The following is a 26,018-nucleotide window of genomic DNA, read 5'->3' as shown; positions in this document are numbered from 1 at the left end:
AATGGCCGACAATTGCCGCCTGGATGATTTCGACGCAATCTGACGGAATTGGTTGCCTGGGTCTCAAATCGGCTGGCTAATGTTCAAACATCTCGTCGATCAGCGACCGATAGCGATCGTAGACAACAGGGCGACGAATCTTCAGGGTTTGAGTCATCATGCCGTTGTCCATAGAAAACGGCTCCAGAATCAGCCGGAAGGGGCCAATGCGATCGTTGGCTTGGTAATTTGACCGATCTTGCACATGGTGGGTTAATTCTTGGCGATACAGGCTTTGAATCATCCCATCCTCCATAGACAGGGGCGATCGCCCTGGTTGGGGGTCGGGTTTGTCTAGGCTGACGCCTTCAGGTACCTGAAGGGTTTTACCCTGCTGATTGGCCCAAAGTTCTAAGGCATTTAAGTTGGGCACAATCAGAGCCCCCAGGGAGCGCTGATCTTGGCCCACCAGCATAATCTGGTCAACATAGGGACTGCGCACACAGGCATCTTCAATGGGCTGGGGTTCTACATTCTCGCCATTGGTGAGGACAATGGTGTCCTTAGCGCGTCCGGTCAACACCAAATGTCCGCCTGCCGTGAGATGTCCCAGATCGCCGGTGTCAAACCAGCCGTCGGCATCGATGGCCTTGGCCGTTGCTTCAGGATTTTGATAATAGCCCGTCATGACCTGAGGGCCACGGGCTAGCACGAGGCCGCGATCGCCCACCGGCAGAGGTTGACGGGTTTCGAGATGGACGATGCGAATTTCGGTACCGGGAACCGGCTGCCCGGCAGATCCTCGCAGATTGTTCCAAGGGCGACGTGCCGTGAGCACTGGCGCAGTTTCGGTAAGCCCATAGCCCACAAGCACCTCCACACCAATCACTTCAAAGAAGGTATCCAAATGTTTTGCCAAGGAACCGCCGCCGCTAATCACCTGCTTAATGTTGCCGCCGGTTGCGCCACGGATTTTGCTGTAGACCAAGCGATGGCCTAGACGATGCAGGGGCCAGCGGGCGATCGCTTCCAGTCCTGCCAGCATCCGTTCGAGGGTTGAAGGGTGCAGGTGCTCCAGATTCAAACCGCTGTAGGTGCGTTTAGCCGTGATGTAGCGATGGCTGTTGGTGAGGAACGTGTTGACCAGCTTTTGGCGAGAGGCCGGCTGTTCGCGCAGTTGCCGCTGGATGCCTTCATAGATAGACTCCCAAAGCCGAGGCACACCCACCATAAAATGGGGTTGAAAGGTTTTCAGGTCTTCTTTCACGTGGCGCAGGCTGGTATAGACCTGGGTGCAGCCTTGGGAAAGCAGAAAATATTCACAGGAGCGCTCGTAGGCGTGCCAGGTGGGCAAAATGCTGAGCACGCGATCGCCCGCCTTGGGCTGCACCACAACACCCAGGGTGGTGACCTGATGTAGCAGATTGGCATGGGTGAGCATGACGCCCTTGGGATGTCCGGTGGTGCCGGAAGTGTAGAGCAGGGTGGCCAGGTCGCTGGGGTCGAGGGGCACGGGCTGCAGCGATCGCCCCTCCCCTTGCTCCAGCAGGCTAGAAAAATTGAAGACCGGGTAGCCCAAATCCTCGGTGGGCACCGGCTCATCGCTCAGCCACATCACCCGCTGGATCGGCAGCTCTGCCAAACCTGCCTTAAGCTTTAGAAACGTGGCCTGATCCTCCACGATCAGACTCGTGCTCCCACTGTTTTTAAGAATGAACCATAGTTCTTCCACCGCTGCCTGGGCACCGCGCACCACGCCCACAGCTCCCGCAGCCATAATGCCCTGATCGGCAATCAGCCAACGAGGACTGTTGTCGGCAATCAAGCCCACCCGATCGCCCTTGCAGATTCCCAAATGCTGCAGCGCCGCGCCGCAGAGTTGGATCCGTTCATGGAGCTGGCTATAGGTGATACGCACCTCGGGCTTACTGTGAGGTGCATGGAGGGCCACCTGCTGGGCCACATCTGGACGCTGGGCCGCGATCGCCCAAATCTCGGGAAGCGATCGCACGGCGCGATAGTCAATCATGGGAGCCAAACGCTGTTGGTCATCCGCCGTTAAACCATAGTGAGCTGCGGGGGTTTGAGCCACAATCCGTCTCCTACAATGCTGGGTCTAGCGTACTGCGGAATGCTGCTAGATTGACATAGCGGTAGACAGAATATCTACTGGCTACGCCCGTCATAATAAGAACAGTGGCCCACGCGCCCTAGATCTAAACCCTAGTCACCAAGGACAGTAAAACGATGCCCCGAGCAATTTGGAATGGAGTTGTGATTGCTGAGAGCGATCGCTGTGAAGTTGTTGAAGGCAACCAGTACTTTCCGCCTGATGCTTTGCAGATGGAGTATTTCACCCCCAGCGAAACCCACACGACCTGCGGCTGGAAAGGCGTTGCTAGCTATTACACCCTGGACGTGAATGGCAAAACCAATAAAGATGCAGCCTGGTATTATCCGGAGCCCAAGACGGCGGCTCAGAATATTAAAAGCTATGTTGCCTTTTGGCGCGGGGTCACCGTTGAAGCTTAGGGCAGCAGCCTCCGTCAGACTCAAGGGTCTACGTTGGCAACCTACGCTGGAAACGACGGTTGCACCATCAGCCTCCATCCTGCAACCCTACCCAAGCGATCGCCGTCTACAAAATTGCGTCAGATTTACCCAAATTGGCGCGTAACACCCTACCATTGGAAGGCCGCACGTTACCCATCAGCGCGGTTGTGCTAGATCCCTGCCTACGGAGTCAACCTCTGGAGAATGTAGCCTAGCATTATGTTCATCAAGAACATGTTTGAGGGCAGACTAGGGGAATGTCTGGGCGACCTTCCATGGGGGTAGCCTTGGCGATCGCAACGGTGACCTACCGGTCGGTTAGAAAATACACTGGGTTACCCTAGGGGTTTTCTGCCCGTCTTCTCTAAAAGTCATCCTCGGTTTTGATACAATTCTGCTGAATGTTTTCGCGAGGGTAATGCAAGTACACCATCCTCCTGCCAAGCCGGTGCCTATGATTTTGGATATCCTGCCAGATATGCCAGTTGCGGATGGAGTCTGTCCGCGTCGGGCCCGTTTGCAGATTGACTTGATTCTATTGGCGATTGAAGCGCTCGACCTCAGTGGTTCAGAAGCCATCCTCAAGGCCGCCAAAGAGCTAGAACTGCAAAGCATTATTAAAAATCGGGTCATGCTCTGGCGGCTGCGGAGCACCAATCCGTTTCGTCGCAATAGCCAACGTCGTCCTCTCACCCTGGCAGAGGGCAAAGCCTTGGTGCTGATTGCCTGTAGCCTGGCCCGTCGATTAACCGTGCTGATTCGTCAACTGTTGCTTGCCCATCAACAGCTTCAGGAAAAGCAACTGTCGCCCGATCATCACTTCCGGTTGGCAGAATATTTGGAGCGCTTTCGGGCCCATTTCCGCTCGCGGATGAATCCAAAACGGGCTGGCGTCATGGCCTACGATACGGATGAAAAGCTGAATGAACTGGCTCTCCTATTACTCGGTCAGCTCCTATTTTGCACCGGTACATCAGGAACTCAGCGCCTTTGGAGTAGTGTGTTTGACGGGGAAGTGGCATGAGTATTCAGCGGCTGTATAGCTTACCAAATTGCACCCTCACCCTCGATGGTTGGGGAGAAGAGGTGGGCTTGGGGAATGGCGACTCAGCCGGACGCCCCCTGTTGTCTATTTTGACGAGCTTTGAATGTCGGTTTAATGGTCACGATCGCTCCATCAAAGGCGGGCGTGAGTTTTTCGAGCAGCTCATCGCCACCGCCAGCGCCTACGCCCAGCAATTTTTGAGCGGTGTACCCTACAGCCGTGAGCGAGGCGATCGCGCCAAACCCGTCGTCATCGAACAAGTCTCGTCCAATTTTCATCGCCTGACCATCTACCCCCAAGCGTTGACGGATGATCCGGCCCGCACCCAGTCAGAGTCCATCAGTTTTGACTTAATGACGGTGCAGTTGTTTGACTTAGTAGAAGCTATCGATCAGTTTTATGCCGATAGCCAAACGATTCCAGGGCTAACGCTCAGCCTGACGCCAGTGCGCAAGCGTCAAACCACTCCCAAACAGCCTTTGGCCAAACGAGCGTTACCAGCAGCTTTGGGCGTGGCCGGCTTAGCAACCGCCGCGATCGCCTTCTTCTTTGTGCCGGTACCCGAGTTTCGCCCATCGGAGGAATCGCCTTCAGAAGCGGTCACCGATGTGCAAGCCAACTCGACGGATACGGTGGCCAGCGGTGACAATCCCCCCAGCGAAGCCTCCTCCGAAGAAGCAGAATCCCTGGATGCAGGCAGTGACCTAGATGCCGCAAGCGATGAAGCAACCGAGGTGCTGTTTAGCGATGCGCCGCTGATTGTCGAGCCAGATGTAGTTGATCAATTAATGGTGCAGCTTCAGGAAAATCTGTTTGATAGCTGGACTCAGGAGCATAGCTTTGAAGATGCGCTGGTCTACCGAGTGGCGGTGGCTGAGAATGGCGATGTCTTGGGCTTTAAATATGTCAACGATGCCGCCCTAGTCCGGGTCGATGAAACACCCCTGCCCGATCTGCAATACACCTTGCTGGATCCAGAGGCAGCACAACAGGAGCCCGTGGCCCAATATCGAGTGGTCTTTACGCCCGCTGGAGCCGTAGAAGTCAGCCCATGGCACGGCCGCTTGCCGGAGGCATCGGCAGAGCAAGAGCCCGTAGAATTGGGGACTGAAATCACGGATCCTGCCCAGCTCGCCAACCTCAATTGGGACTTATACGACCTGATCCTGGATGGGTTGGAGGATGCCGATCGGCGATCGCTCTCTACAGACATCAGCTATCGGGTCAACATGACCCCCGATGGCGTAGTCGTTGATTATGAACCTCTGGATGATGCAGCATCAGAGTTTCTGAGCAAAACACCCTTGCCCACCCTCAGCGCAGCAGCGACGGACAGCGATCGCCAAGACGATCAAGGACAGTTTTTGGTGGTCATTACTCAAGATGGTGTGCTCCAGGTGAGCCCGTGGCAAGGGTTCTAGTGCTCCTTGGCTCCTGAATCTTTGCCTCTGAGCTTTGCTTCGCCAGCCTAGACCGAACTAGTTGCGATCGCATTGCGTAGCACCATAAAGCCGCTCAACACCACCGTCGGGTAGATAGCGCGTGCAGCTCACCCCATCTCCTGCTAATAGCCGAAGTCGATGGAAGACGTAGTTCGTGGCTAGACCACTGAGCAAAATCGCCATGGAAAACAGGGCTAAGAGCTGGAGGAATTGCATAGCCCAGTGGGGCTGATGGTGAGACGGGGTTTCTGTCATAGCAGCGGGATCACTATCAAATCGACGAAGGGTTAGGTTGTGGGGATCGAGACACAGGGCAACCGCGTCTCTAACTCCCAAACCATAGCACTCCGATTGGCTTGCTTCAATGCACCACCAGAAGAGGCGTGGGCTTCAGCTCTGCTCAGCCCACGGAGATGCCTAGGAATTGCTCGACCCCACAAGTTTGGGCTCGGGACGCAACACATTACTCAGAATGGAAGCAGGCTGTTGTTGATGCGTCCAGGCAAAGGCATGTTTAAACGCCGCGTCTTGGCAGGTCTGGAGTTCTTCAAAGCCAATGATGTCGTGGGTGAGCAGGCTTTCATACTCAAACGGCAGGCGCTTGTTGTGGAGCCCAGCGTTATCGGTGCAAATGGCAATGTCTACGCCGGCTTCAAAGCAGCGATCGAAGACGACCTTAAGTTGCTCAATATCCTCCAACGTCCCGGTTTTGAGATACGTGGTGGGACAGACTTCTAAGCATTGCTGGTTGGCTGCCACCTGCCGCAGCAGTTCAGGATACAGCAAAGGAATCTGAATGCCATGGCCAATGCGCATCAGGTAGGGCAACAGTTCTGGATAGCAACCCTGGGGCGTTTCGTAAAGATGCCCAGTGGTTTTCAGCCCAAGCGATCGCCCGTAGCGATACAGTTCTACATACTCATCTAGGCGTTCAGCATAGTGAGCATCGCCCCCAGCTAAATCAATGGCGCAGACATACTGCGGCATCTGGGCAGCCAGATCCACAATGGCCCGATTCACCTCGTAGGGTAGCCGGGAATGCATACATAAAATTTGGCTAGTCACAATGGGATACTCACCAATCTGACTAGCCTGCCCCACCGCTTCAACGATCGCTCCCATTTGATCGATCCGTTCTGTTTGACTGAGATGATTGGGCGTTCGTAGGTAGGGGGTATACCGCAACTCCAGGTAGGCTAGGTTTTCAAACACATAGGCCCCGCGCATCAAACGATATACAAAGTAGGGCAGGGCTTCCAGGGTTTGCACATGCTCCACCAAGGTGTGCAGCTCTAGATATTCATCCAGGGTATTACGTGGGCGAGTGAAAAAGGTTTCAAAGTCATCGTAGGTTTGAAACTGGGACACCTGATCGGGATGATGGCGATGGAGATACCGCCACAGCACTCTCGGCACGACGGAGCCACCGAGATGGCGATGCAATTCTGCGTATAAAGCCACAAGAACCTCTGATACTAGATTAGGTTGACTGAGTCTTCGCTGGTTGATTGACAAAAGCTTACAGCCCTTATCCCCAAGCCCTCCTAGAGATCGAGAGGAGTTGATTCACCCCTACGGATCTCCACTGGGGGGAGATCTGGGGTGAGGGCTTTCAAGAATTTGGCTAACAAGTTTTGTCCGTCAATCAGGGATATGCGATGCGATCCACGTTGTTCAGTTTTATTAGAATCGGCCGAGCCTGATCTCCAAATGGGATGGAGCGGCATCGACCGACAACAGCAACACATAGTGAAGTTTCATTAAGTGCTAGGAGTAAGCACCTAATAAAATGATAGACAAATTAATCTGTCTAAGCCGCAACATTCATCGAATCGCAATACAGAATGGCTACACAGAGGTGCCCAAAAAGACCTGCGATCGCTTCACCAATTGGTCATAGAGGTGTTCTAGGGCGGTGATATTGTTGCTGAGGGTATAGCGATCCAACACGCGCTGTCGTGCCTTTCGTCCGAGAAGGGCAGCGAGTTCGGGATGATCTTGGAAAACTGGGATCAGCGTTTGCAGTTGGGTGGCAACGCGTTGGGTATTCAAGACAATCCCAGCGCCAGTCTCTAGCACCTCGCCATCAGCACCGGCATCGGTGGCTAGGCAAGCCGTTTCACAGGACATCGCCTCTAGCAAAGACAAGGATAAACCTTCCACCAGGGAAGGCAGAATAAACACATCAGCTCCCCGCAAGATCTCGATCCGCCGCGCTTCATCGGAAATAAACCCCAGCCAAACAATACTGCTATCCAAGGCGTAAAAGGCCCGCAGCGACGGCGCAAGGGGGCCATTGCCCACAATCAGCAGCTTACTACTGGGTGCTAGATCAGCCTGTCGCCACGCCCTGAGTAATGACTCCACATTTTTCTCAAGGGCAACCCGTCCTTGGTAAACAAATAGCCGTTCAGCCTGAACTTCGCGTTTGATATTGGAGAAGCCGGGGGAGTATTTTTCCACATCCACACCGTTGGGGATCACCGCAACAGTCTCGGACGGCACGCCCAGCTTCATCAGGAGGTCGCGCTGGATGTAGGAAAACACAATGACGCGATCGTACTGCGCTAGGGATGGAGCATAGACCTGGTAGGTGAGATGCTGGGTGCTAGACGTGAGGTTGCGCCGCTTGCGATCAAAGGGAGGATGAAAGGTGGCCACGAGGGGGATGCCGAGTTCATGGCAGATCTCGGGAAGGCGGAAGTCAAGCGGGGAGAGGGTCAGCGAGGCATGAACTAAATCTGGCTTCAAATCCCGTAGGGCATCAAACAAGACCTTGCCCGATCGGGGAGAGGGAATCGTGGCAATCTGGGATTTATATAAAAATGGGATCGATACTTCATCATGCCCCTGATTGTGGGCCGTCGATTCAGTGGAATCTGCTTGGGAGAAGTGTAAAAAGCTGACGCGATGCCCGCGATGAACTAGCGCATTGGTGATCTCTCGACCATAGGTGACATTCCCGCAAAAGGGGGATTTTTTTCCAAGCCAAGCGATGTGCATTCAAGTGAATTTGAAATGATATAAAAGTGGGACGAACGACAGATGCAGTCAGATCAAAGGTTTGATGTCATAATCCCTATGTCTCAGCGGTATGCCGTTTGAGAGCTATGTTATTCTGACGAGCAGCCTGAGGCTATTCTGAATTTCAATCGAAAGAAGCTATTTAAGAGCTGGTTTTTATTGATCCCTTACGGGAAATATACCAGGTTAAGACACCTCCCATGGCAACCATCCCGCCTAAACCAACAAAGACAGTTTGCAGGCCGAGATAGCTTTCCGCTACGCTAGCTAGGGCTAAGGGCAGGCTTAGAGCAATGTTAACGGCATTATTTTGCAAGCCGAAAACTTTGCCTCTCATGGCTTCTGGAGTTTCAGCCTGAATGGTGGTTTGCATGGGTACTGCAATAATGGCAGCAAACATGCCCAGTAGTCCAATAATGATTAGCGTTGGCAACAGTTGTTGGGTGAACAAAGCAAGGGTACAGAGGGCGATCGCCATTCCGAGAGACCCATACAAACTCAGGCGCGCACGGGGCATAGATTGTCCAAATTGGCCAATACCCGTTGCACCCATGGCCAGACCAACGCCGCCGGCTGCCAACAGGAAACCAAATTGATCTGATTCAATCGTGGGGATCACTTCCGCCAGTCGTACAGCCAGTACGGCTAGGGCAGCAAAGACAGAGAACAGCATCACCAACTGAATCAGCGCCGCTCGCACACGGTCGTTTTTGCCCAGATACCTCACCCCATCTTGAATATCTTGCCAGACATGGGGATGTTCTCGATGGGGATCGAGGGCCGCTTCGTTGGTGTTCAAAAACAGGAGAATTAATCCCGCAATTCCATAGCCTAGTCCAACGATCGCTTCTTTTCCACCCTCTGAATCCAAACCAACAGATGCACCAACCGCTTCCACCCACTGCCCCGCAGCTTCCAGCAATGGTTCTCCCACAGCAAAGCCGACAATCACCGACGCCATCATGGTGGTGGTGTAGAGAGAATTAGCCGATAACAAATGCCTAGACGGCACAATCAACGGTAGGGTTGCTTGCTCGGCAGGGGAAAAAAACTGGGTTAAGGTCGAGATACAGAAAGTCACGACGAGGAGAACCGCAAATCCTGCAGGAATCTGAGAGATCTCGACCCAGGGTTCGAAGATGACCAGCAAAATTGGCAGCAGAAACACCAATCCTGCCCGCAGGAGATTACTACTCGTTAGAACAGCTTTTTTCGACCAGCGATCGACGAAGACGCCAGCAATGGAGCCAAATAAAATGGCGGGAATGGTAAAGGCAATCATGATCGCCGAAACCCATCCACTAATGCTTTGCCCTGGCCCCTGAAAGTGGTTGGCGATGATCGAAATCATCAGCACCAGGTACACCTTGTCTGCGAGTTGGGAAAACACTTGCCCAATCCACATCAGCAGAAAGTTACGGTTCCTTAAAACTGGCCAGAAACCAGAGTCTTGCTCCGGGGAAGATGGGAGGGGAGAGGGCATAGGGGCTGAATCGTGGTGAGATGCGGGATCAGGCTGGATCGTGGGCGATCGCTCTGGAGGGATAGAAACCTCAGGTGCCGCATTCCATGCATCACCACCGTCTGGCTCAAGCCGACTGGAATGAAAGACGGGATAGTCAAAATCAGACGGGGGCGATCGCTTCATAAATCTGACAACGGCATAGCGGAGGGTGGATGGCGTTAGGGCGCGGGGGGAACACCTGCAAAACAGGTTTCAATTAAGTCGGCCGACCGAATTGGGCGATCGAAATGATACTGGGCGTAGTGGCGCAGGAGTCGCTCTAGAGACAGCCAGACATCAGGGGGAATCGGGTCGGCTTCCACCAGCGATGCCGCAGCGGCAGCCGTGCCATCCATCGTGCCCCCCATCATCAGCCGACCGTCGGCTTGAATGAGGTGCGGTTGGGAAAGTCGCTGTAAGACGGCGAGTTCCAAGGCACCCATGGAGGCGATCGCGGGCTGAACGCGAGCGGGATGACGATGCCTAGGGATCGTAGGCGATGCCATTTGATCCGGTGGCTGAATCGGTGGGCGGCGAGGGCGATCGGGATGCCTCGGTAGACCAACAGCAGGATCTAACTGCACAATACCACCTGCAGCCGGACTAAACCCAACCCGCCATCCTGCCTGGCTAAAGTTTGGACTCAGGGGTTGCTGAGTCATGCAACAAAGCTGCACTTGGGGAGACAGGCCGGCTAGGGTCAGCAGGTGAAACATGGCATGGGTGAGCGTGGCGATCGCCAAGGCCCCTGGCAAGGCAGCAATGCGCCCCAGATGTTCAACCACCAGGTCAAAGAGCTCATCCTGGGGCTGATCCCCCATGGCTTGACCGAGAGCCAGCTCTGCTAAATATTGCCCTGCCGTGAGCTTTCTCAGATCCCGGCTTAACCCTGGAAACGATTCAATGGTCTCTGCTTGGACAATTTTATCAAGACTCCGTCCCGTGGCAATCAGCAGGTCGTTGACCACAAACAGTTCGCTGCGCCCGCCTAGTTTGGAGTGGTGTTTACGCGCGCCAGGAGCTACGACTCGCATTAGCCCCTGCTCACGGGTGAGCAACGTCAGCAAGCGATCGCTCTCACCGAGAGGCATCCCTTTGAGGTTAATTCCAATGGCCTTGTAGGTTTTGGGCATGAACTATGGGGTTAGGCGCGAACGGGGCACGAACAGACTATGACCACTCGGGGATCCAGTCACAAACAAGAGGTAACGTCTACCCTCAGCGCTAGATTCTTCAAGACAACTAAGAGACGACTAATAGGCTGACGCAGAACTCTCGGCGTTGGGATCCTGCCGATGCTGAATCAAGGCCGGGCCACGAGACGTGCCCAGACGGGTTGCACCAGCCAGGATGAGTTCAATGGCTTGCTCAAAGGTACGAATGCCGCCGGACGCCTTAATGCCGATGCGATCGCGGGCTGCAGCCTTGAGAAATTTCACATCCTCCACCGTGACGCCACCAAACCAGCCCGTATTGGTCTTCAGAAACTGTACCCCGGCATCTAAGCACACATCAACGGCCAGTTGCTTTTCTTCGTAGGTGAGGAGATGGGTTTCTAAAATCGCCTTCACCGTTTGCCCCGTGGCATCACAAATATCTGCCAATTCCCGATGCAGCAGTTGGCTCTGCCCAGTTTTCAGCCAGCCAATGTTCATCACCACGTCCAACTCGGTAGCACCATGGTCGGCGGCTTCTTGGGCTTCATAGAGTTTAACGGCCGCCGTGGTTGCGCCGGTGGGAAAGCCAATCACCGAACAAACCTTAGGATTTTTATTGTGCAAATATTCCACCGCCTGCTGCACATGGATGGGATAGACACAAACGGAGGCAAACTGAAAGCGATCGGCTTCATCACAGCACCGAGCCACCTGTTCAGGCGTAGCCGTCACGTCGAGCAGGGCATGATCAATAAAGGGAGCAATATCAAGGTCTGAATGAGCAGCGGCCATGATCAATCCCTAAGCAACACCATTCTCCATTGTCGCTTAGATCTCCCCTCAAGGTATGGGTGATCGGATGTTTCGTAAACTGTGCTATCCCGCTCATGTGTCGCCCCGATCGCTGACCAGACGACGGGAACGAGTAGACCCCTAGGCCCCGCCACACCGAAGAAAAAAGGGACATACGGTTGGTATGTCCCCATTGTTTCTTGTGTTTCTAAAGCCATTATTCAAAAAAAGTCATCAGATGCCTAGACAGCCTAGGGTTTTAAGCAATTGGGCGTCCTAAAATGCAAAGGATTCTGAACCTGCAGATGTAATACCACATTACCAACGAGCGATCGCTCTTGGAACACAACCAAGACTAATCGGCCGATAACGCCACAGCCAAAGCCTGAGGTGCCGTAGATACCGAAGCCACCGGCATGGGGGCTGAGTAGTCAGACGCTTCATCATCCGGCTGACGGCGATCAAGAAAGCGAATCGATCCATCTTCTGCTTCCTCAACTTCGAGGCGATCGCAGGGAATCGTATCCGACAAAATTGCGCTTGCCATCATACCGGTATGAATCTCCAGTTGGGCATGCTTTAATGTTTCAAACAGCAATCGCTGTCCAGGAAAAACAACCCGTTCAAAATACCAGTTGGGAACATTGGTAATCCGAGCGATCTGAATCTTACTGGTAGCATTTACGTAGCAGCACGTGATAGGGTTATCAACGCCTGTGGGAAGGGAATCAAGAATCTGAGCCATAAGCTTGTGGAGGAGAGGTATGCCAAAAATTCGACTGCGCCTTTAACCTAACACTCTGCGATTTAGATCAGTTGTAAACCCGACTACCAATACTCTGTCTCGGATTAGCGGCGCAGTATCGTTTCATCTGCCCTGATCCCCGAAAGGTTTTCCCCCTGCTCTGTTGAGGAATTTTGAGGGATTGGTGTACTTTTTCTAAGAACCTAAAACTTTTTGTATCTAGCCCGCCGCCCCAACGCACCCACGCCCATTTTCACCTCAGGGCTGCCGCTCGTTTAGGGAGCTAAACGCGATTGCTAGTTTCAGGATCCAGCGTCTCAGCATCCAACGTCTCAGCGTTTGAAGTCTCAGCATCCACACCATCGGCTTCAACGCTAGCCCCTAAGGATCTAACGAATCATCCACGGGACGAGGTGGGGTACGCGGCGTTGGCAACGGTGCATCACCAAAATAGGCATTCAATACCTGACGCACCATCGGCCCCGTCACCGAACTACCGCCGCCACCATCATTTTCAGCAAAGGCAACTACCACAATTTCTGGATTGTCCGCAGGGCCATAGGCTCCAAACCAGGCATGGGATTTTCGCGGCGGATCTTCTGCCGTACCGCTCTTCCCTGCAATCGGTGGCGTGTTGCCATCATTCAGCCCAGCCCCTGTTCCATAGGTAATTACCTCTCGCAAGCCTTGGCGCAGCACTCGCAAGGTTTCCTCACTAATGCCCAAACTCTCGCGATACCGCTCCACAGGCTCAGCCGTTCTCAGCAGATGAGGCGTGACCCGATCGCCCCCATTAGCCACCACCGCAAACATGATCGCCACCTGCAGGGGCGACGCTTGCAGATAGCCTTGACCAATAGACATGTTGATGGTGTCGCCTTGAAACCAGGACTCATCAATGTTTTCAAGTTTCCAGCTTTCATCAGGCACCAACCCTGATGACTCTTCCGAAGACAGCTCAATGCCGGTTTTTTGCCCAAAGCCAAAGCGACGTGTCCATTGAATTAGGGGCTGGCTACCCATGCGCATGGCGGTTTGGTAGAAAAAGGTATCGCTGCTGTAGGCCATGGCACCGGTAAATCCAAGGGGGCCAAATCCAGCATTGTTCCAATCCCAAAACTCAATACCACCGGCCCGAATAAAGGGAAAGGTCGGCAACACCGTATCTGGGCTGTAGTTCCCCGATTCGATCGCGGCGGTTGTGGTCACAATCTTGAACGTACTGGCAGGAGGATAGCCCTGCAAGGCTCGGTTCACAAACGGAAATTCCTGCTCCTGCAGCGCTTGCCACTGAGCTGTCGTGATGTTGTTGGAGAAAATATTGGGATCAAACACCGGACGGCTGACCATGGCTAACACTTCGCCGTTGCGCGGATCGATGGCGACAATGGCTCCAATGCGATCGCCCAAGGCCTTCTCCGCCGCCCACTGGAGCTTGAGGTCTAACGTAAGCTGTACATCACTGCCCGCCTCCGACTCCTTCTGCCCCAGCACCTGAAGCACATGCCCATAGCTATCGACTTCCACCTGCTGCCCGCCCCACTGCCCCCGCAGAAGGGGTTCAAACGCAGCTTCCACACCCATCTGCCCAGTAATATCCCCTAGGCGATAGCCTTCGTCCTCACGCTCAATCAGCTCTTCATCACTCATTTCTCCGGTGTAGCCCAACACATGGGCTGCAATCTCACCGTAGGGATAAAAGCGCTCTGTTTCTGGCTGTACCTGCACACCATTGAGGTCAGAACTTAGCTCCGCCAGGGCGGTGACGACATCTGGGTCAACGCTGCGGACAATGCGCACTAAGGATGGAGATCCATAGCCAGACTGTTCTAGACGATTCTGAATCGTATCGGCTGGAACATTAATGATCGTCGCTAGGCGACGGATAATCGGCTGCCAGTCTTCTTCGGTATTGGCAACCGGCCAGAGAAACACCGAGTAGGATAGCTGGCTACCGGCCAACATTCGCCCCTCTCGATCGAGAATGCGACCTCGCTCAGGCTGCTGCGGGATGAGACGAATGCGATTATCTTCCGCGAGTTGGCGGTTGCGATCGCCCTCCAGCAGTTGAAGATAGGCAAGACGGCCACCCATACCGCCCAACAGAAACACCGATATCACCAAAAGAACAAGCACAGACTGGTACTGTCGTCCCACAGTGCGAGGACTGCGCTGACGGAGTTGAGGCTTCGGACGATTCTGGGTCAGAGTCATAGACAATGTGGCTAAAACGCTCGGCACATCGGCATGTACAACGAGCACAGAACGTGCAGTCTGGTAGAGTAATCTCAATGCTTGCCCATCCCTAGGGCACAGACAACGTGAATGCTAGGGTGTGAATGCTATTTGGGTTAAAGATGCTTGCCCGTTACCTTGATCAGCGATCGCCTAAGTGACGACCACAGTGGCCTATCTGGTTATCCTGAGCTTGCCATAGATCTCCCGCTTAGCTAGTGTACAGCGATTGATGTCGTTTTGTTTCAGCGCTGAATGATGTTCTCCCATCGAGGGAGCCAAACGATAGTCCAGGCATGTTTTTGGGCATATTAGACAGTAAGCCCTCCATATCACACCTGAACTTGTGTTATGGTAAGCGTCTAAATGGGGAGCAACCCATTCATCATCAAGACATTCACAAGTCTTGAAAAACCAATTAAGCTATTGAAGCTATCGAAGGGCTATTCCGCCTTTCATCAGTCGCCACTGGGGGATATGATGCCATGCCTCAGACCGTTGCTCAAAGCCAACGTGCAACTGAAACTCGTGCAGGGATCGATGTAGAACTCTGCAACGTGTTCAAGGTCTTTGATGGAGAAACCGCTGTTCGGGGTGTTAATCTCAGCATCCAGAAGGGCGAGTTTTTCAGTATTTTGGGGCCATCAGGCTGTGGTAAAACCACCACACTTCGCCTGATTGCAGGATTTGAAACACCCTCATCCGGTGACCTCTATATCCGTGGGCAGTCGATGTCCTACGTGCCCCCCTACCGTCGCCCGGTCAACACGGTCTTTCAGAACTACGCCTTGTTCAACCACATGACCGTGTGGGACAACATTGCCTTTGGGCTGCGGATCAAAAAATGTAGTCGGGCTCAGGTGCGACAGCGGGTAGCTGACGTGCTGCAGCTCGTCAAAATGGATGATTATGCCCAACGCTTTCCGGCCCAACTGTCGGGAGGACAGCAACAGCGGGTGGCCCTGGCCCGGGCGTTGGTCAACCGTCCTGCCGTAGTGCTCTTGGATGAACCCTTAGGCGCACTCGACCTCAAGCTTCGCAAAGAGATGCAGGTCGAGTTATCCAACCTCCACCAAACCTTAGGAGTCACCTTTGTAATGGTGACCCATGATCAAGAAGAAGCCCTGAGCTTGTCTGATCGGATTGCGGTGATGCGGGGTGGGTTAATTGAGCAAATAGGCACCCCTAGCCAGATTTATGAGCATCCCTCAACCCCGTTTGTGGCGGATTTTATTGGGGATACCAATTTATTCCAGGGCTATGTGGAAGCATCCGACACGGCCGATATGCAGGTCACCACTCAAAATGGGCTGAAAATTCGCGTCAAACCATCGGAATACTGGACAGGCGACACCAATAGCCCCGTGGTGGTGAGTGTGCGTCCTGAAAAAATTCAGGTGAGCCTTGACCTGCCCACAGCCGACAGCAACTGCTTTGAAGGTCGCCTGAAGCATGTCATGTACTTAGGCACCCACGTTCATTACCTGATAGAGCTTTTGTCGGGAGATAGCCTCACGGTGTTGCAGCCCAATCGCTTAGAAAGCCTGCCCGAACCCCACACGCCCATTCATGTCTACTGGTCTGCCACCGACTGTCTGGCGCTAACCATGTAAGCAGAAGAATGTCAGCAAAAGAAACGGGCGATCGCCCCCCATTGACAAGCCTAGACAGGGAATGATATTTTCCGGGGGCATCTTGTCTGTCGATATATCGAACACCTAACGTGGCGTGGGTTTCGCTCTGGTCATCTGCGCAGATCCCAGAATCTCTCAGGCCTTGCGCCGTGAACCATCAAAACCTGCCCATCGGGCATGGTGGCGATCGCTCTTCGACGGCATGGGTATCCCATGTTGATTTAAGCTTCCCACGCCCATGGTCTATGTTCTCTGAACCAGGGTTCAGCCCATCCTCCTGGGAATGAGTAGCCATGACGAGGTGTAGCGTCTACGTTTCTATGGTACGCGTCGAGCATCGACGCACCTGCCAGGTTGTATGCCGGAGGGTCACTCACTATCCATGAAGCATCATTATCCCCAACGCTCCCTAGGGCGATCGCCTCGGGTGATCTCAACAAGCCGGCGACGGTTCTTACAAGCCTCTGCAGCAGTTCTCTCTGGTTTAGCATTGTCTAACTGCCGCCGTGGCATTTCCAATGTCCAAAGCGGATCAGCCTCAAACGGTGGGTCTGCCAATGCTCAGTCTGAGACCCTCCACATCTATACATGGGCAGATTACACCGATGAAGGGCTTGCCCAGCTCTTTACGGAGCGCACAGGCATTGAAGTAGTCATTGATATTTATGACTCCAATGAGGTCATGCTCGCCAAGATGCAGGCCGGCGGCGGGGACGCCTACAGCATTATTTATCCATCAGACTACATGGTGGAGGAAATGATCCGGCTAGACATGCTGTCAGAGCTAGATCACGCCAAGATTCAGGGGCTAGACACCCTCTTTCCCCAGTGGCAGAATCCTACCTATGATCCGGGTAATGCCCACAGCATTCCTATGAGTTGGGGCACGACAGGGCTGCTGTATAACACCAGTCAATTAGACTTTGAGCCCAGCGATTGGAGCGATCTATGGGACAACCAAGAGCAGCTCTTCCGCCGCATGACGCTGCTGGACGATGTGCGTGAAGTGATGGGTGCCGTCCTACGCTCCCTTGGCTACTCCTATAATTCCACCAACCCAGCCGAGATTGAAGAAGCCTACCAGCGATTAGTAGAGCTAAAGCCTGCCTTGGCGTCCTTCCAGTCCTTCGGCTGGGAAGATCAGCTACTCAGTGGCGACTTAGCTCTGGTGATGGCCTATTCCGTGGATGCGATCGCTGCCACCCTGGAAGATCCATCCCTCGTCTACGTCGTCCCCAACAGCGGTTCCTCCCTGTGGACCGATACCATGGTCATTCCCAAATCTGCCCCCAACCCTGAGGCAGCCTATGCCTGGATGAACCTCTTCTACGAGCCTGAAGTATCCGCAGAGGTCGTCAGTCGGCTCTTTTTTGCAACACCCATTCAACCCGCCTTCGACTTACTGCCCGACGACCTCAAAGCCAACGATGACCTGTTCCCCCCCGAGGAAATTTTGGCAAAATGTGAAGGCATCGCCCCAGTAGGAGAGGCGATTGAACTCTACGATCGCTTATGGACGGAGCTGTCCAGCGCTTAGCCCCCTTCAACTTGCCCCTGCTTGAACTAGATTGGTTTCAGCCCCAACTCAACCCCAGCCCATGGGTGAGCTATGTCAACCTCCACACCAACGCCACCGAGCACCCTCCAGACCAGCCGTCCCCCCTCCAAGCCACCTCGGCGCTGGCTGCGGTGGATACAGCCTACCTTGCTGCTGGGCCCCGCCGGTCTATGGCTAGTGGTGCTCCTCGTGCTGCCCACGCTGCTCATTCTAGATGTCAGCTTTCTACCCGGACTGCGGCCTGGTGCGGCACCGCCAGCCTACGGATTAGGAAATTACATTCAGCTCCTCAACCAAACCTATCAAGATGTGATTGAGCGATCGCTGGGGTTTGCCCTCGTCACCACCGCAGCCTGCCTGATCTTAGGATTTCCAGTGTCCTACTGGATTGCGCTGAAGTCGCCGAAGCGCTGGCGGGTGCTGCTGCTGATCGCCTTCGTGCTGCCACTTTGGACATCATCTCTCCTGCGGGCCTATGCCTGGGTGTCGATTTTACGTCCCACAGGTGTTCTCAATTCTTTTTTATCCCTCCTCCAACTGCCCACCCAAAACTGGCTTTATACCGAAGTGGCCGTGGGTATTGGTCTCAGCTACAGCTTTTTGCCCTACATGGTGCTGATTCTCTATGCCTCACTGGAAAAGCTTGATCTTCGCTTGTTAGAGGCATCTGCGGATCTAGGGGCTACGCCGCTACAAACCTTTTGGAAAGTCACCATCCCCCAAACCCTACCGGGAATTGCCGCTGGCAGCTTGCTAGTGTTCATCACCAGCTTGGGTGACTTTGTTGTACCCGAGCTGCTCGGTGGAGCATCCAGTAGCACCATGTCGCGACTGATCTACAACCAGTTCTTGAGAGTGCGCAACTGGGGGCTGGGATCGGCTCTGAGTATGCTGCTGATTGTCGCCGTCAGCATTGCGATCGCTCTCTTGATGAAATATGGCGATCGCAACGCTACAAAAGCCTAAGGGTCTTGCAGGAGAATGTCATGAAACCCGTGTCCCAGCCTCCTAGACGGTTTCCCATCCCCATCCTAGGGATTATCACCCTGATCATGTTTGGGTTCATGTACATCCCCATCCTGGTCTTAGGGGTGTTTAGCTTCAACGCCTCCCGCTACAGCGCTCGTTGGGAAGGCTTCAGCCTGCAGTGGTATGTCCGCCTATTCAACGACGGACGCATTCTATCCGCACTCCAAGACAGCGTCACTGTAGCCACCGTGGCCGTAGCCCTATCGGCGGTGTTGGGCACGCTCATGGCCGTTGGTTTAGCCAAGTATCGCTTTCCCGGCAAGAGTCTATATCGAGGCGTATCCTATCTACCGTTAATTATTCCTGACATTGCGATCGCCGTGGCTACCCTAGTATTTCTAGCCACCATGGCGATTCCCTTGAGCTTATGGACGATCATCGCCGCCCATATGGTCTTTTGCCTGGCCTACATTGCCGTCGTGGTCTCCTCACGGCTGGCCACCCTCGATCCACGGCTGGAAGAAGCAGCCCTCGATCTAGGAGCTACGCCTGTGCAGGCATTCCTAAAGATTTTGGTACCCGAGTTAATGCCCGCGATTATCTCGGGCTGCCTGCTGTCGTTTGTCCTCAGTATGGATGACCTGCTGATTTCTAGCTTCACGGCGGGCGGCGGCGCAAATCCATTGCCCATTGAAATTTTCAGCCGCATCCGCACCGGCGTTAAACCCGATATCAATGCCCTGAGCGTGCTGTTAATTTCAACCTCTGCCCTGCTGGCCTTCCTGGCTGAATATGTTCGATATCGGGGAGAAACTCGATCCCAGCGTTAGCAGCGATCGCCCACGCATCACAGAATGATTCAACGTGGCCGTGGAGCTCGGTCTCTAGTCCTATAATCCAGCTCTAGTCTGAGGTCTGATCAGGCACAGTTGCCGTCCCATCTCCTGAGATAGCTGCATCATGCTCAGCCATGATCTGCTCCCACTCCGCCATGGTCAAGGGTTGTTCCTGGAGCTGAATATTCAACACAGCCTCCGCTGCTTGGGCGAGGGCATGACTAATCACCCGGCGTAGAACATCATCGGCTAGGGATTGCAGCGGTGCAGGCAAAAGAGGTTGTTCGTCACCCAGCTTATCCAGGAGAAAGACCTGCTGCGCTAGGGCGATATCGGGATGGAGGCGCATGGAGCCATGCTGGAGAATGGCCGCCCCTCGCCGCAGTTGAGCACTGCCAATCATCTTAGTGCCGCTGGCGGTGATCAGGTCTGCCGCTGTAGCTAGGCTAAAGCAGTTCGTATGCTGATGATAGCCGCCCTGGGCATCACCGTAGTGCAAAGCAACTCCCAGGGATCGCCATCCTTGGATCAAAACCTCACAAAGCGTGCGATAGACCGTGGAGCGATCGCCCTTCAGCCCAGAAGTCACCATCGCATAGGTGAGATCACCCTGATGCAGCACCGCTCGCCCACCGGAAGGACGGCGCACCACCGCCAGCGGAGCATCCTGCCAGCGCAGCGTTGCCCAATGATCGGGAAGCTGCCGTTGGTGATAGCCCACAGAAATCGCCGGGGGAGACCAGGTATAAAACCGCAGCGCCGGGGGATGATGTCCGGCACGATGCTGCTCCAGCAGCCAGCGATCGATGGCCATCTGCACCGAGCCTGGTGCTTGTAAATGGGGAATCAACCGCCAGGTCGGAGACGTTTTTACGGCGTCTATAGCTTCAGTCATCAGACGTTATGCACCATCACCTTAAATCTTGAACCGGTTAGACAGGGGCGATCGCCAGAGGATCAGTTGCAGATCACTTGCAGATCGCTTGGGGATGACTAGATCATCCCTGGGTCATAGCAAATCAGCGACTTGCCAAATTTTGACCATCTTGTCAGAACCACCGCTCACGAGAATCTTGCCATCCCCACTGAGGGCGATCGCATTCACCGAATCTAAATGAGCCCGACGCGATCGCAACAAAGAACCATCCCGCACATCCCAAAACTTCAAGGTGGCATCACTACTTCCCGTCACCACCATCCGTCCATCAGGACTAAACACCAGCGTGTTGACATCTCGATTATGCCCCGCCATGGTGTGCAGCAACCGACCGGTGGCCAGATCCCAAAGACGTACCGTGCGATCTTTGCTGCCGCTAGCCAACAGCTTACTATCTGGACTTACCGCCACCGCATTCACCGAATTATGGTGAGCCACCCAAGATTTGAGCTGCTCGCCTGTCCTCAGGCTCCAGAACTTAATTTTGTTATCAAACCCACCGCTGACCAAAACACTGTTATCGGGACTCATGGCGACAGACTTAATCATGCCTGCAACCCCCACCAAGGTCTTGAGTAATGTGCCCGTACCCATCTGCCATAGCTTGATCGTCCGATCTTCGCCACCGCTGGCCAGCAGCTTACCATTGGCGCTAATTGCCAAGGCATTCACATCCCGCGAGTGCCCCTTCAAGGTACGAATCAGGTTACCCGTGCTCAGATTCCATTCTTTAATGGTGTAATCATCACTACCGCTAAGCAGAGTTGTACCATCGGGACTAACGATCACCACATTCACGCCTCGGGCATGGCCGGTCAGCTTGGCCATACTCCGCCCCGTAAACGCATCCCAGAGGTAAATGGTGTCATCCAAACCGCTGCTAGCCACGATGCGCTGATCAGGACTGAGGGCAATGCCCGTCACCCAAGATGAATGCCCTTCTAGGACATGCAAACAGCCTTGCTCCGTGGGGCCAGAGGTGGGAGGACGAGAGGCTGGGGATGAGCCCGAGGGAGCACCCGACGGCATCCCAGAGATGGAGGTGGGCACGGAGGAGATCGTGTCTTCGGCTAAGGGAGGAGCTGTGGGAGGGGAAGCGATCGCTGATCCTGACGGCATCCCTGGGCTAGCAGCTCGCCAGCGGGGCGGTGGCGGCACCGGACTCCCCACCACCACTCGGGTTAGATCTTGAATCACCTCCGTGGCAGACTGGTAGCGCTCAGTGACGAGATCCTTCAGCATCCGCTCTAGCACTGCCGCCAAGCGATCGCTAATGCTTTTCTCCTGCCGCACCAGATACTCTCGCCAGATCCATCGTCCCGCAAGGGGGTCGTAGAGACTATCAGGACGAGTTTGCGTTAGCAGGTATAAACAGGTGGCACCTAGACTGTAGAGATCACTGGCAGGATAAGCGCGCCCACTGCGAAATTGTTCGAGGGGTGCATAGCCCTCCGTACCAATGCGGGTGCCGGTGAGGTTGTCGGTAGCTTCGGAAATTTGTTTCGCCACCCCAAAATCAATCAACACCAAGCGATTGTCCACCTGCCGCTGCAGAATATTCATGGGGGTGATATCGCGGTGGATCACCTGATGGTCATGCACAAACGTCAGCACCGGCAAAATATCGAGCAGGGCCTCGCGCAGTTGGGGCTCAGAAAAACTGCCCTGCCGCCGCACCAATTGAGACAGATTTTGCCCTTTGATGAACTGCTGAATGAGGTAAAGATAGCCGTCTTGTTCGAAATAGGCCAGCAGATTGGGAATTTGAGGATGTTCACCCAGCTCATGCAGCCGTACCGCCTCTTGGTTAAACAAGCGCACCGCCTTTTGGTGCGACCTCGTGCCCTGCACCCTGGGCGAAAATTGCTTGATCACACAGCGGGTGCCCAAGCGATCCTGATCCGTTGCCAAATAGGTACGCCCAAATCCTCCCTGTCCCAAAAGCTGCACAGGACGATAGTGCCCCCGCAGAGAGGTCACCAGTGGCTGTCCACAGTTGGCGCACTGAGTCGCGTCATCTGTGTTGTGAGGAGTTGAGCATTGAGGGTTGAGGCAACACAGCATGAGATTATCGGCTCACCAACGACCCTAACAGGTTTGAACTTATATCCTATAGCCAGAGCCGTCGTTCGTCCCGAGGATTTGACAATTTGAGAGGAACAACGTTGGCTGTTCTATGATAATGCAGCGATCGCGCAACCTGATGGGTAGATCGTGGAGTCCTGTTAGCATCACCTAACGCTATCCACAGCGGTAGAGAACTGTTTCAACCGCGATCGCCCCCCGTGTTCCAGTTCCCTACTCAAGGGCGATCGCCTTGGTCTTGGAGCAGGCATCAGCCCGTATTGCGCATTCCGGCAGCGATGCCGTTGATGGTCAACAGTGCCCCCCGCAGCAGCTCACCGCGACTATAGCGCGATCGCACCACCCCAGACTGGGTATCGGTCTTATGCTGCCGCAGCCGTTTCAGCAAGGCCACCTGCAGGAAGCCGAGGGGCAAAATGGTGCTGTTGCGAAGCTGCACCGATCGCTGGAGCTCAGGATCGCCGTCTAGCAGCCGTTCATGCCCCGTAATCGCCAACACCAAATCACGGGTGAGGTAGTATTCGCTAGCAATCTGCTCAAAGACTCGATTGAAGCGATCGCGATCTTCCGGCGGCGTCAACTCCTTCACATAATGATGGGCAATGTCCAAGTCAACCTTCGACAAGGTCATCTCCACCTTCGACACCACCATGCGGAAGAAAGACCACTTGTAGTAAAAATAGCGCAATAGCTTCAGATGCTCTTCCGGAGCTTGCTCTAGGAAGTCCTGCAAAGCGGTACCCACGCCATACCACGAGGGCAACAGGAAGCGCGTCTGCGTCCAGCTAAACACCCAAGGAATCGCCCGCAGATTACTCAACCCCTTTTTACCGCCCCGCCGGGCTGGACGAGAGCTGATCTGAAGCTGACTAATTTCTTCAATCGGCGTCACCTGATGGAAAAAGTCGATGAAGTCCGGCTGTTCGTAAATCAGCCCGCGATAGTGCTCCCGCGATCGCGCCGCCAGATCTTCCATAATTTCGCGCCAGGGTTCGATGTCATCAAACCCATTGCGCAGCAAGCTAGCCTGCACCACCGCCGTGGTGATGGTTTCTAGGTTATACAACGCCAAGTCGGGCAGGTTGTATTTTGAGGCCAGCACCTCGCCCTGTTCCGTAATTTTGATGCGACCGGCAATACTGCGTCCCGGCTGGGCCAAGATTGCTTCATAGGCGGGGCCACCGCCCCGCCCCACCGAGCCACCCCGCCCATGGAAGATGCGCAGGGAAACACCATAGCCCTCGGCAATTTGCTGGAGCGCTTGCTGGGCCTTGTGGATTTCCCAGTTACTGCTCAAAAAGCCGGAATCTTTGTTGCTATCCGAGTAGCCCAGCATCACTTCTTGGAGAGACACCATGGGGCGATCGCCCTGGGGTGCAGGAATCGAGGTGGCATGGGCCGATCCATTCATCTCCGCCTCATGACTACGGGAAGCAGCCTCTGCAGCCATCGCCTCATAGCCCCCAGCCAGCAAGGCACGGTAAAGCGGCAGCTCAAATAGCTGGCGCATAACCGCCGGAGCCCGCTTGAGATCCTCCACCGTTTCAAACAACGGCACCACATTCAAGCAACCCGCACCGAGGGCAGGATCATAGAGCCCTGCTTCCTTCGCCAACAGCAGCACCTCCAGCAGATCGCTCACATGGTGGCTCATGCTGATCACATAGGTCTCACAGATCTCGGGGCCAAACTCTTGGTGGAGTTTACGCACCATGCGAAACGTACGAATCGTTTCGCACACTTTTTCAGAGAAAGGTAGCTCCGTCGGCACCAAAGGACGCCGAGTTTTCAGCTCCTGCACCAGCCAGCCGATCCGTTCATGCTCCGGCAGTTCATCGTAGGGGCGCGGCAAAACCTGTAAATACTCAGCAATCTCATGCAGCGCGTCAGAATGGCGCGAGCTTTCCTGACGAATATCCAAACGAGCTAGGTTGAACCCATAAATTTCCACCTGGCAGATCAGACTATCGAGCCACTGGCAGCTCAGGCCTGTTTCGGTCAAATTACGCTGAATCAGATGGAGTTCAGCTAAGAGTTCCTGCCCCGACCGATAGATAATCGCAGGATTGAGAATCGGATGCTCATCTTGGAAGCAGTCACCCTCATACAGTTGCAGGCTGCGATCGCGAGTATTTTCCAGCCGCTTTTTGATGTAGGCCAGCTTGAGGCGATAGGGCTCCTGGCGATAGCGAATGGCAAGCTGCTCATACACATCCGGCATATGCATTTGATCCTGCTCTAGGGAATCGAGCAGGTCAGGCAAGACATCACTCCAATGCAGCGACAGGCTAAGCAACTGCGTCAAGTGATCTATCGAGCCAATGTACTTGGAAATCACCAAGTTGCGCTGATAGCAAGCCGTCTTCCAGGTCACCTCCGGCGTCACCGACGGGTTGCCATCGCGGTCTGATCCAACCCACGAGCCAAACTGGCAAAAGTTATAGCGGGGTGGCCGCAGCCGAGGAAAGGTATCGCTGAGGGATTTACAAAACCGTTGGTAGAGCTTGGGCACTACCTCAAACAGCACTTCATCAAAATAGTGCAGGGTATGGTCTACTTCGTCTAACACCGTAGGCTTGAACTGGTGCAGCTCATCCGTACGCCACCATAGGCGGATTTCTTCCGTCAGTTCTTCCCACAAATCCACCATTTCCTGGGACGACGAGGAAGCGATCGAGGGCAGCCGTTCTTCAATTTGATCGAGCTGGCGCAAAATTCGGTCAATGCGGCGCTGCTTATCGCGAATGGTATGCCGCACAATTTCCGTGGGGTGGGCCGTAAACACCAGCCGCACATCGAGGTTGTCGATCAGGGTTTGAATTTGCCGAGGCGGAACGTTGAGCTGGAAAAGCTGGGGAAATAATCCCTGTAGGGTGCGGGCCTCCCGAGGAGCCATCACCGAATCCTGCAGGCTTTTCTCTAAAATTTCAGCCTGGGTGCCGCGTTCTGCCGCCGCACTACGGGCGCTGGCCTGCTGGGCATAGGTACGGGCTAGGCTAGGAACGTTGCCTTCCTGTTCCCCATTGCGCAGGGTAGCGTAGCGCTGAGTCGCTTCTCGGTATTGCTCTTGCTGCCCTCGCTGCTCGTAATGCTGCTCGACAATGTTAATCAGTTGAAAGTACAGCGCAAAGGCGCGAGACGCACGAATAGCTTCTGTGAGGTCTAAGCGTTCGATTAGGTCAATCACCTTAGGTGCGCCTTCAATCACCGCTTCTTCTGGAGAACAGACCGACCTCAAGGTCTGAAGCAATGCCACGGTTTCATGGCCGCACTCCTGCTGTAGCACCTGTTCCCATAAATCTTCTACAACCCTCAGGCGATGCCGAAAGAGAAGATCCGATGTGGAGGTTGGAGAAAGATCGCTAGCGGGAGGTGTAGATGGTTCGACCACTGTACCGGAACGAAACGCATCATCTGAGGGGTGAGGAGATGAACTCATAGTCTGTCCTAGCGGTAATACTCGATAATTGTATGGGACGTCCCTAAGGCCGAGGCGGTCTTCAACGGCAAAGCCAACGACGGT

The 26,018-nt window shown here is 54.4% G+C and carries 19 protein-coding genes; 7 read left to right on the top strand and 12 right to left on the bottom strand.

Features of this window, described 5'->3' with window-relative positions:
• Positions 1-76: 76 nt before the first annotated feature.
• Positions 77-2,008: a long-chain fatty acid--CoA ligase gene (locus JUJ53_RS06555; protein WP_204151238.1), complete on the bottom strand. Its 1,932-nt coding sequence runs from the start codon at positions 2,006-2,008 to the stop codon at positions 77-79.
• A gap of 218 nt (positions 2,009-2,226) precedes the next feature.
• Between JUJ53_RS06555 and JUJ53_RS06550 the strand changes: the two genes are divergently transcribed.
• The 3 genes from JUJ53_RS06550 (at position 2,227) to JUJ53_RS06540 (ending at position 4,998) form a co-directional block, all read left to right on the top strand.
• Positions 2,227-2,511: a DUF427 domain-containing protein gene (locus JUJ53_RS06550; protein WP_204151175.1), complete on the top strand. Its 285-nt coding sequence runs from the start codon at positions 2,227-2,229 to the stop codon at positions 2,509-2,511.
• Between the two features lie 439 nt (positions 2,512-2,950).
• A complete protein-coding gene (locus tag JUJ53_RS06545; RefSeq protein ID WP_204151174.1) occupies positions 2,951-3,556 on the top strand; it encodes a DUF3038 domain-containing protein in 606 nt (201 codons plus the stop codon).
• Positions 3,553-4,998 carry a DUF4335 domain-containing protein gene (locus JUJ53_RS06540; RefSeq protein ID WP_204151173.1) on the top strand — a complete coding sequence of 482 codons (1,446 nt, stop codon included), beginning with the start codon at positions 3,553-3,555 and terminating at the stop codon, positions 4,996-4,998. The genes JUJ53_RS06545 and JUJ53_RS06540 overlap by 4 nt, the downstream gene beginning before the upstream one ends.
• Positions 4,999-5,055: 57 nt before the next feature.
• Here JUJ53_RS06540 and JUJ53_RS06535 read toward each other — a convergent pair whose 3' ends face one another.
• From JUJ53_RS06535 to mrdA, 8 genes are all read right to left on the bottom strand, one after another.
• Positions 5,056-5,274 (bottom strand): hypothetical protein, encoded by a 219-nt coding sequence (locus JUJ53_RS06535; RefSeq protein ID WP_204151172.1) that lies wholly within the window; start codon positions 5,272-5,274, stop codon positions 5,056-5,058.
• 162 nt (positions 5,275-5,436) lie between these two features.
• Positions 5,437-6,480 carry an adenosine deaminase gene (locus JUJ53_RS06530; RefSeq protein WP_204151171.1) on the bottom strand — a complete coding sequence of 348 codons (1,044 nt, stop codon included), beginning with the start codon at positions 6,478-6,480 and terminating at the stop codon, positions 5,437-5,439.
• A 387-nt stretch (positions 6,481-6,867) separates the two neighbouring features.
• On the bottom strand, positions 6,868-8,022 hold the full coding sequence (locus JUJ53_RS06525) for a glycosyltransferase family 4 protein (RefSeq protein ID WP_204151170.1): 1,155 nt from the start codon (positions 8,020-8,022) through the stop codon (positions 6,868-6,870).
• Positions 8,023-8,185: 163 nt separating this feature from the next.
• Positions 8,186-9,526 carry an MFS transporter gene (locus JUJ53_RS06520; protein ID WP_343327902.1) on the bottom strand — a complete coding sequence of 447 codons (1,341 nt, stop codon included), beginning with the start codon at positions 9,524-9,526 and terminating at the stop codon, positions 8,186-8,188.
• Between the two features lie 200 nt (positions 9,527-9,726).
• Positions 9,727-10,680: a DNA repair protein RecO gene (recO, locus tag JUJ53_RS06515; RefSeq protein ID WP_204151168.1), complete on the bottom strand. Its 954-nt coding sequence runs from the start codon at positions 10,678-10,680 to the stop codon at positions 9,727-9,729.
• Between the two features lie 120 nt (positions 10,681-10,800).
• Positions 10,801-11,496 carry a deoxyribose-phosphate aldolase gene (gene deoC, locus JUJ53_RS06510; protein ID WP_204151167.1) on the bottom strand — a complete coding sequence of 232 codons (696 nt, stop codon included), beginning with the start codon at positions 11,494-11,496 and terminating at the stop codon, positions 10,801-10,803.
• A gap of 355 nt (positions 11,497-11,851) precedes the next feature.
• Positions 11,852-12,241 carry a DUF1830 domain-containing protein gene (locus tag JUJ53_RS06505; protein ID WP_204151166.1) on the bottom strand — a complete coding sequence of 130 codons (390 nt, stop codon included), beginning with the start codon at positions 12,239-12,241 and terminating at the stop codon, positions 11,852-11,854.
• A 381-nt stretch (positions 12,242-12,622) separates the two neighbouring features.
• On the bottom strand, positions 12,623-14,455 hold the full coding sequence (mrdA, locus tag JUJ53_RS06500; RefSeq protein WP_204151165.1) for a penicillin-binding protein 2: 1,833 nt from the start codon (positions 14,453-14,455) through the stop codon (positions 12,623-12,625).
• A gap of 506 nt (positions 14,456-14,961) precedes the next feature.
• Here mrdA and JUJ53_RS06495 point away from each other — a divergent pair.
• From JUJ53_RS06495 to JUJ53_RS06480, 4 genes are all read left to right on the top strand, one after another.
• A complete protein-coding gene (locus JUJ53_RS06495) occupies positions 14,962-16,089 on the top strand; it encodes an ABC transporter ATP-binding protein (RefSeq protein ID WP_204151164.1) in 1,128 nt (375 codons plus the stop codon).
• A gap of 403 nt (positions 16,090-16,492) precedes the next feature.
• The gene (locus JUJ53_RS06490; protein WP_204151163.1) at positions 16,493-17,647 is read left to right on the top strand and encodes a spermidine/putrescine ABC transporter substrate-binding protein; all 1,155 of its coding nucleotides are present in this window, start codon (positions 16,493-16,495) and stop codon (positions 17,645-17,647) included.
• A gap of 72 nt (positions 17,648-17,719) precedes the next feature.
• Positions 17,720-18,634, top strand: a complete 915-nt coding sequence (locus tag JUJ53_RS06485) for an ABC transporter permease (protein ID WP_204151162.1) — start codon at positions 17,720-17,722, stop codon at positions 18,632-18,634.
• Between the two features lie 20 nt (positions 18,635-18,654).
• Positions 18,655-19,467, top strand: a complete 813-nt coding sequence (locus JUJ53_RS06480) for an ABC transporter permease (protein WP_239124819.1) — start codon at positions 18,655-18,657, stop codon at positions 19,465-19,467.
• A gap of 73 nt (positions 19,468-19,540) precedes the next feature.
• On the opposite strand, the gene JUJ53_RS06475 is transcribed toward JUJ53_RS06480, so the two are convergent.
• The 3 genes from JUJ53_RS06475 to JUJ53_RS06465 all read right to left on the bottom strand — a co-directional run bounded on the left by JUJ53_RS06475 (position 19,541) and on the right by JUJ53_RS06465 (position 25,934).
• Positions 19,541-20,368, bottom strand: a complete 828-nt coding sequence (locus tag JUJ53_RS06475) for a biotin/lipoate A/B protein ligase family protein (protein ID WP_239124818.1) — start codon at positions 20,366-20,368, stop codon at positions 19,541-19,543.
• A gap of 114 nt (positions 20,369-20,482) precedes the next feature.
• Positions 20,483-22,474, bottom strand: coding sequence for a serine/threonine-protein kinase (locus tag JUJ53_RS06470; protein ID WP_204151161.1), 1,992 nt, complete (start codon positions 22,472-22,474; stop codon positions 20,483-20,485).
• A gap of 271 nt (positions 22,475-22,745) precedes the next feature.
• The gene (locus tag JUJ53_RS06465; protein ID WP_204151160.1) at positions 22,746-25,934 is read right to left on the bottom strand and encodes a phosphoenolpyruvate carboxylase; all 3,189 of its coding nucleotides are present in this window, start codon (positions 25,932-25,934) and stop codon (positions 22,746-22,748) included.
• Between the last annotated feature and the right edge of the window lie 84 nt (positions 25,935-26,018).

The organism is Leptolyngbya sp. CCY15150, from assembly GCF_016888135.1.
Lineage (GTDB): Bacteria > Cyanobacteriota > Cyanobacteriia > RECH01 > RECH01 > RECH01.
The sequence above is the reverse complement of the archived record's forward strand: the minus strand, read 5'-3'. Positions and strand labels throughout refer to the sequence as shown.

Bases quoted from the DNA above. Each gene is read 5' to 3' on its own strand.
- JUJ53_RS06540 (WP_204151173.1), top strand. From the start codon at position 3,553: ATGAGTATTCAGCGGCTGTATAGCTTACCAAATTGCACCCTCACCCTC.
- JUJ53_RS06470 (WP_204151161.1), bottom strand. From the start codon at position 22,474: ATGCTGTGTTGCCTCAACCCTCAATGCTCAACTCCTCACAACACAGAT.
- mrdA (WP_204151165.1), bottom strand. From the start codon at position 14,455: ATGACTCTGACCCAGAATCGTCCGAAGCCTCAACTCCGTCAGCGCAGT.
- JUJ53_RS06505 (WP_204151166.1), bottom strand. From the start codon at position 12,241: ATGGCTCAGATTCTTGATTCCCTTCCCACAGGCGTTGATAACCCTATC.
- JUJ53_RS06490 (WP_204151163.1), top strand. From the start codon at position 16,493: ATGAAGCATCATTATCCCCAACGCTCCCTAGGGCGATCGCCTCGGGTG.
- deoC (WP_204151167.1), bottom strand. From the start codon at position 11,496: ATGGCCGCTGCTCATTCAGACCTTGATATTGCTCCCTTTATTGATCAT.
- JUJ53_RS06480 (WP_239124819.1), top strand. From the start codon at position 18,655: ATGAAACCCGTGTCCCAGCCTCCTAGACGGTTTCCCATCCCCATCCTA.
- JUJ53_RS06535 (WP_204151172.1), bottom strand. From the start codon at position 5,274: ATGACAGAAACCCCGTCTCACCATCAGCCCCACTGGGCTATGCAATTC.
- JUJ53_RS06485 (WP_204151162.1), top strand. From the start codon at position 17,720: ATGTCAACCTCCACACCAACGCCACCGAGCACCCTCCAGACCAGCCGT.
- JUJ53_RS06545 (WP_204151174.1), top strand. From the start codon at position 2,951: ATGCAAGTACACCATCCTCCTGCCAAGCCGGTGCCTATGATTTTGGAT.
- JUJ53_RS06520 (WP_343327902.1), bottom strand. From the start codon at position 9,526: ATGCCCTCTCCCCTCCCATCTTCCCCGGAGCAAGACTCTGGTTTCTGG.
- recO (WP_204151168.1), bottom strand. From the start codon at position 10,680: ATGCCCAAAACCTACAAGGCCATTGGAATTAACCTCAAAGGGATGCCT.
- JUJ53_RS06550 (WP_204151175.1), top strand. From the start codon at position 2,227: ATGCCCCGAGCAATTTGGAATGGAGTTGTGATTGCTGAGAGCGATCGC.
- JUJ53_RS06475 (WP_239124818.1), bottom strand. From the start codon at position 20,368: ATGACTGAAGCTATAGACGCCGTAAAAACGTCTCCGACCTGGCGGTTG.
- JUJ53_RS06465 (WP_204151160.1), bottom strand. From the start codon at position 25,934: ATGAGTTCATCTCCTCACCCCTCAGATGATGCGTTTCGTTCCGGTACA.
- JUJ53_RS06495 (WP_204151164.1), top strand. From the start codon at position 14,962: ATGCCTCAGACCGTTGCTCAAAGCCAACGTGCAACTGAAACTCGTGCA.
- JUJ53_RS06525 (WP_204151170.1), bottom strand. From the start codon at position 8,022: ATGCACATCGCTTGGCTTGGAAAAAAATCCCCCTTTTGCGGGAATGTC.
- JUJ53_RS06555 (WP_204151238.1), bottom strand. From the start codon at position 2,008: ATGATTGACTATCGCGCCGTGCGATCGCTTCCCGAGATTTGGGCGATC.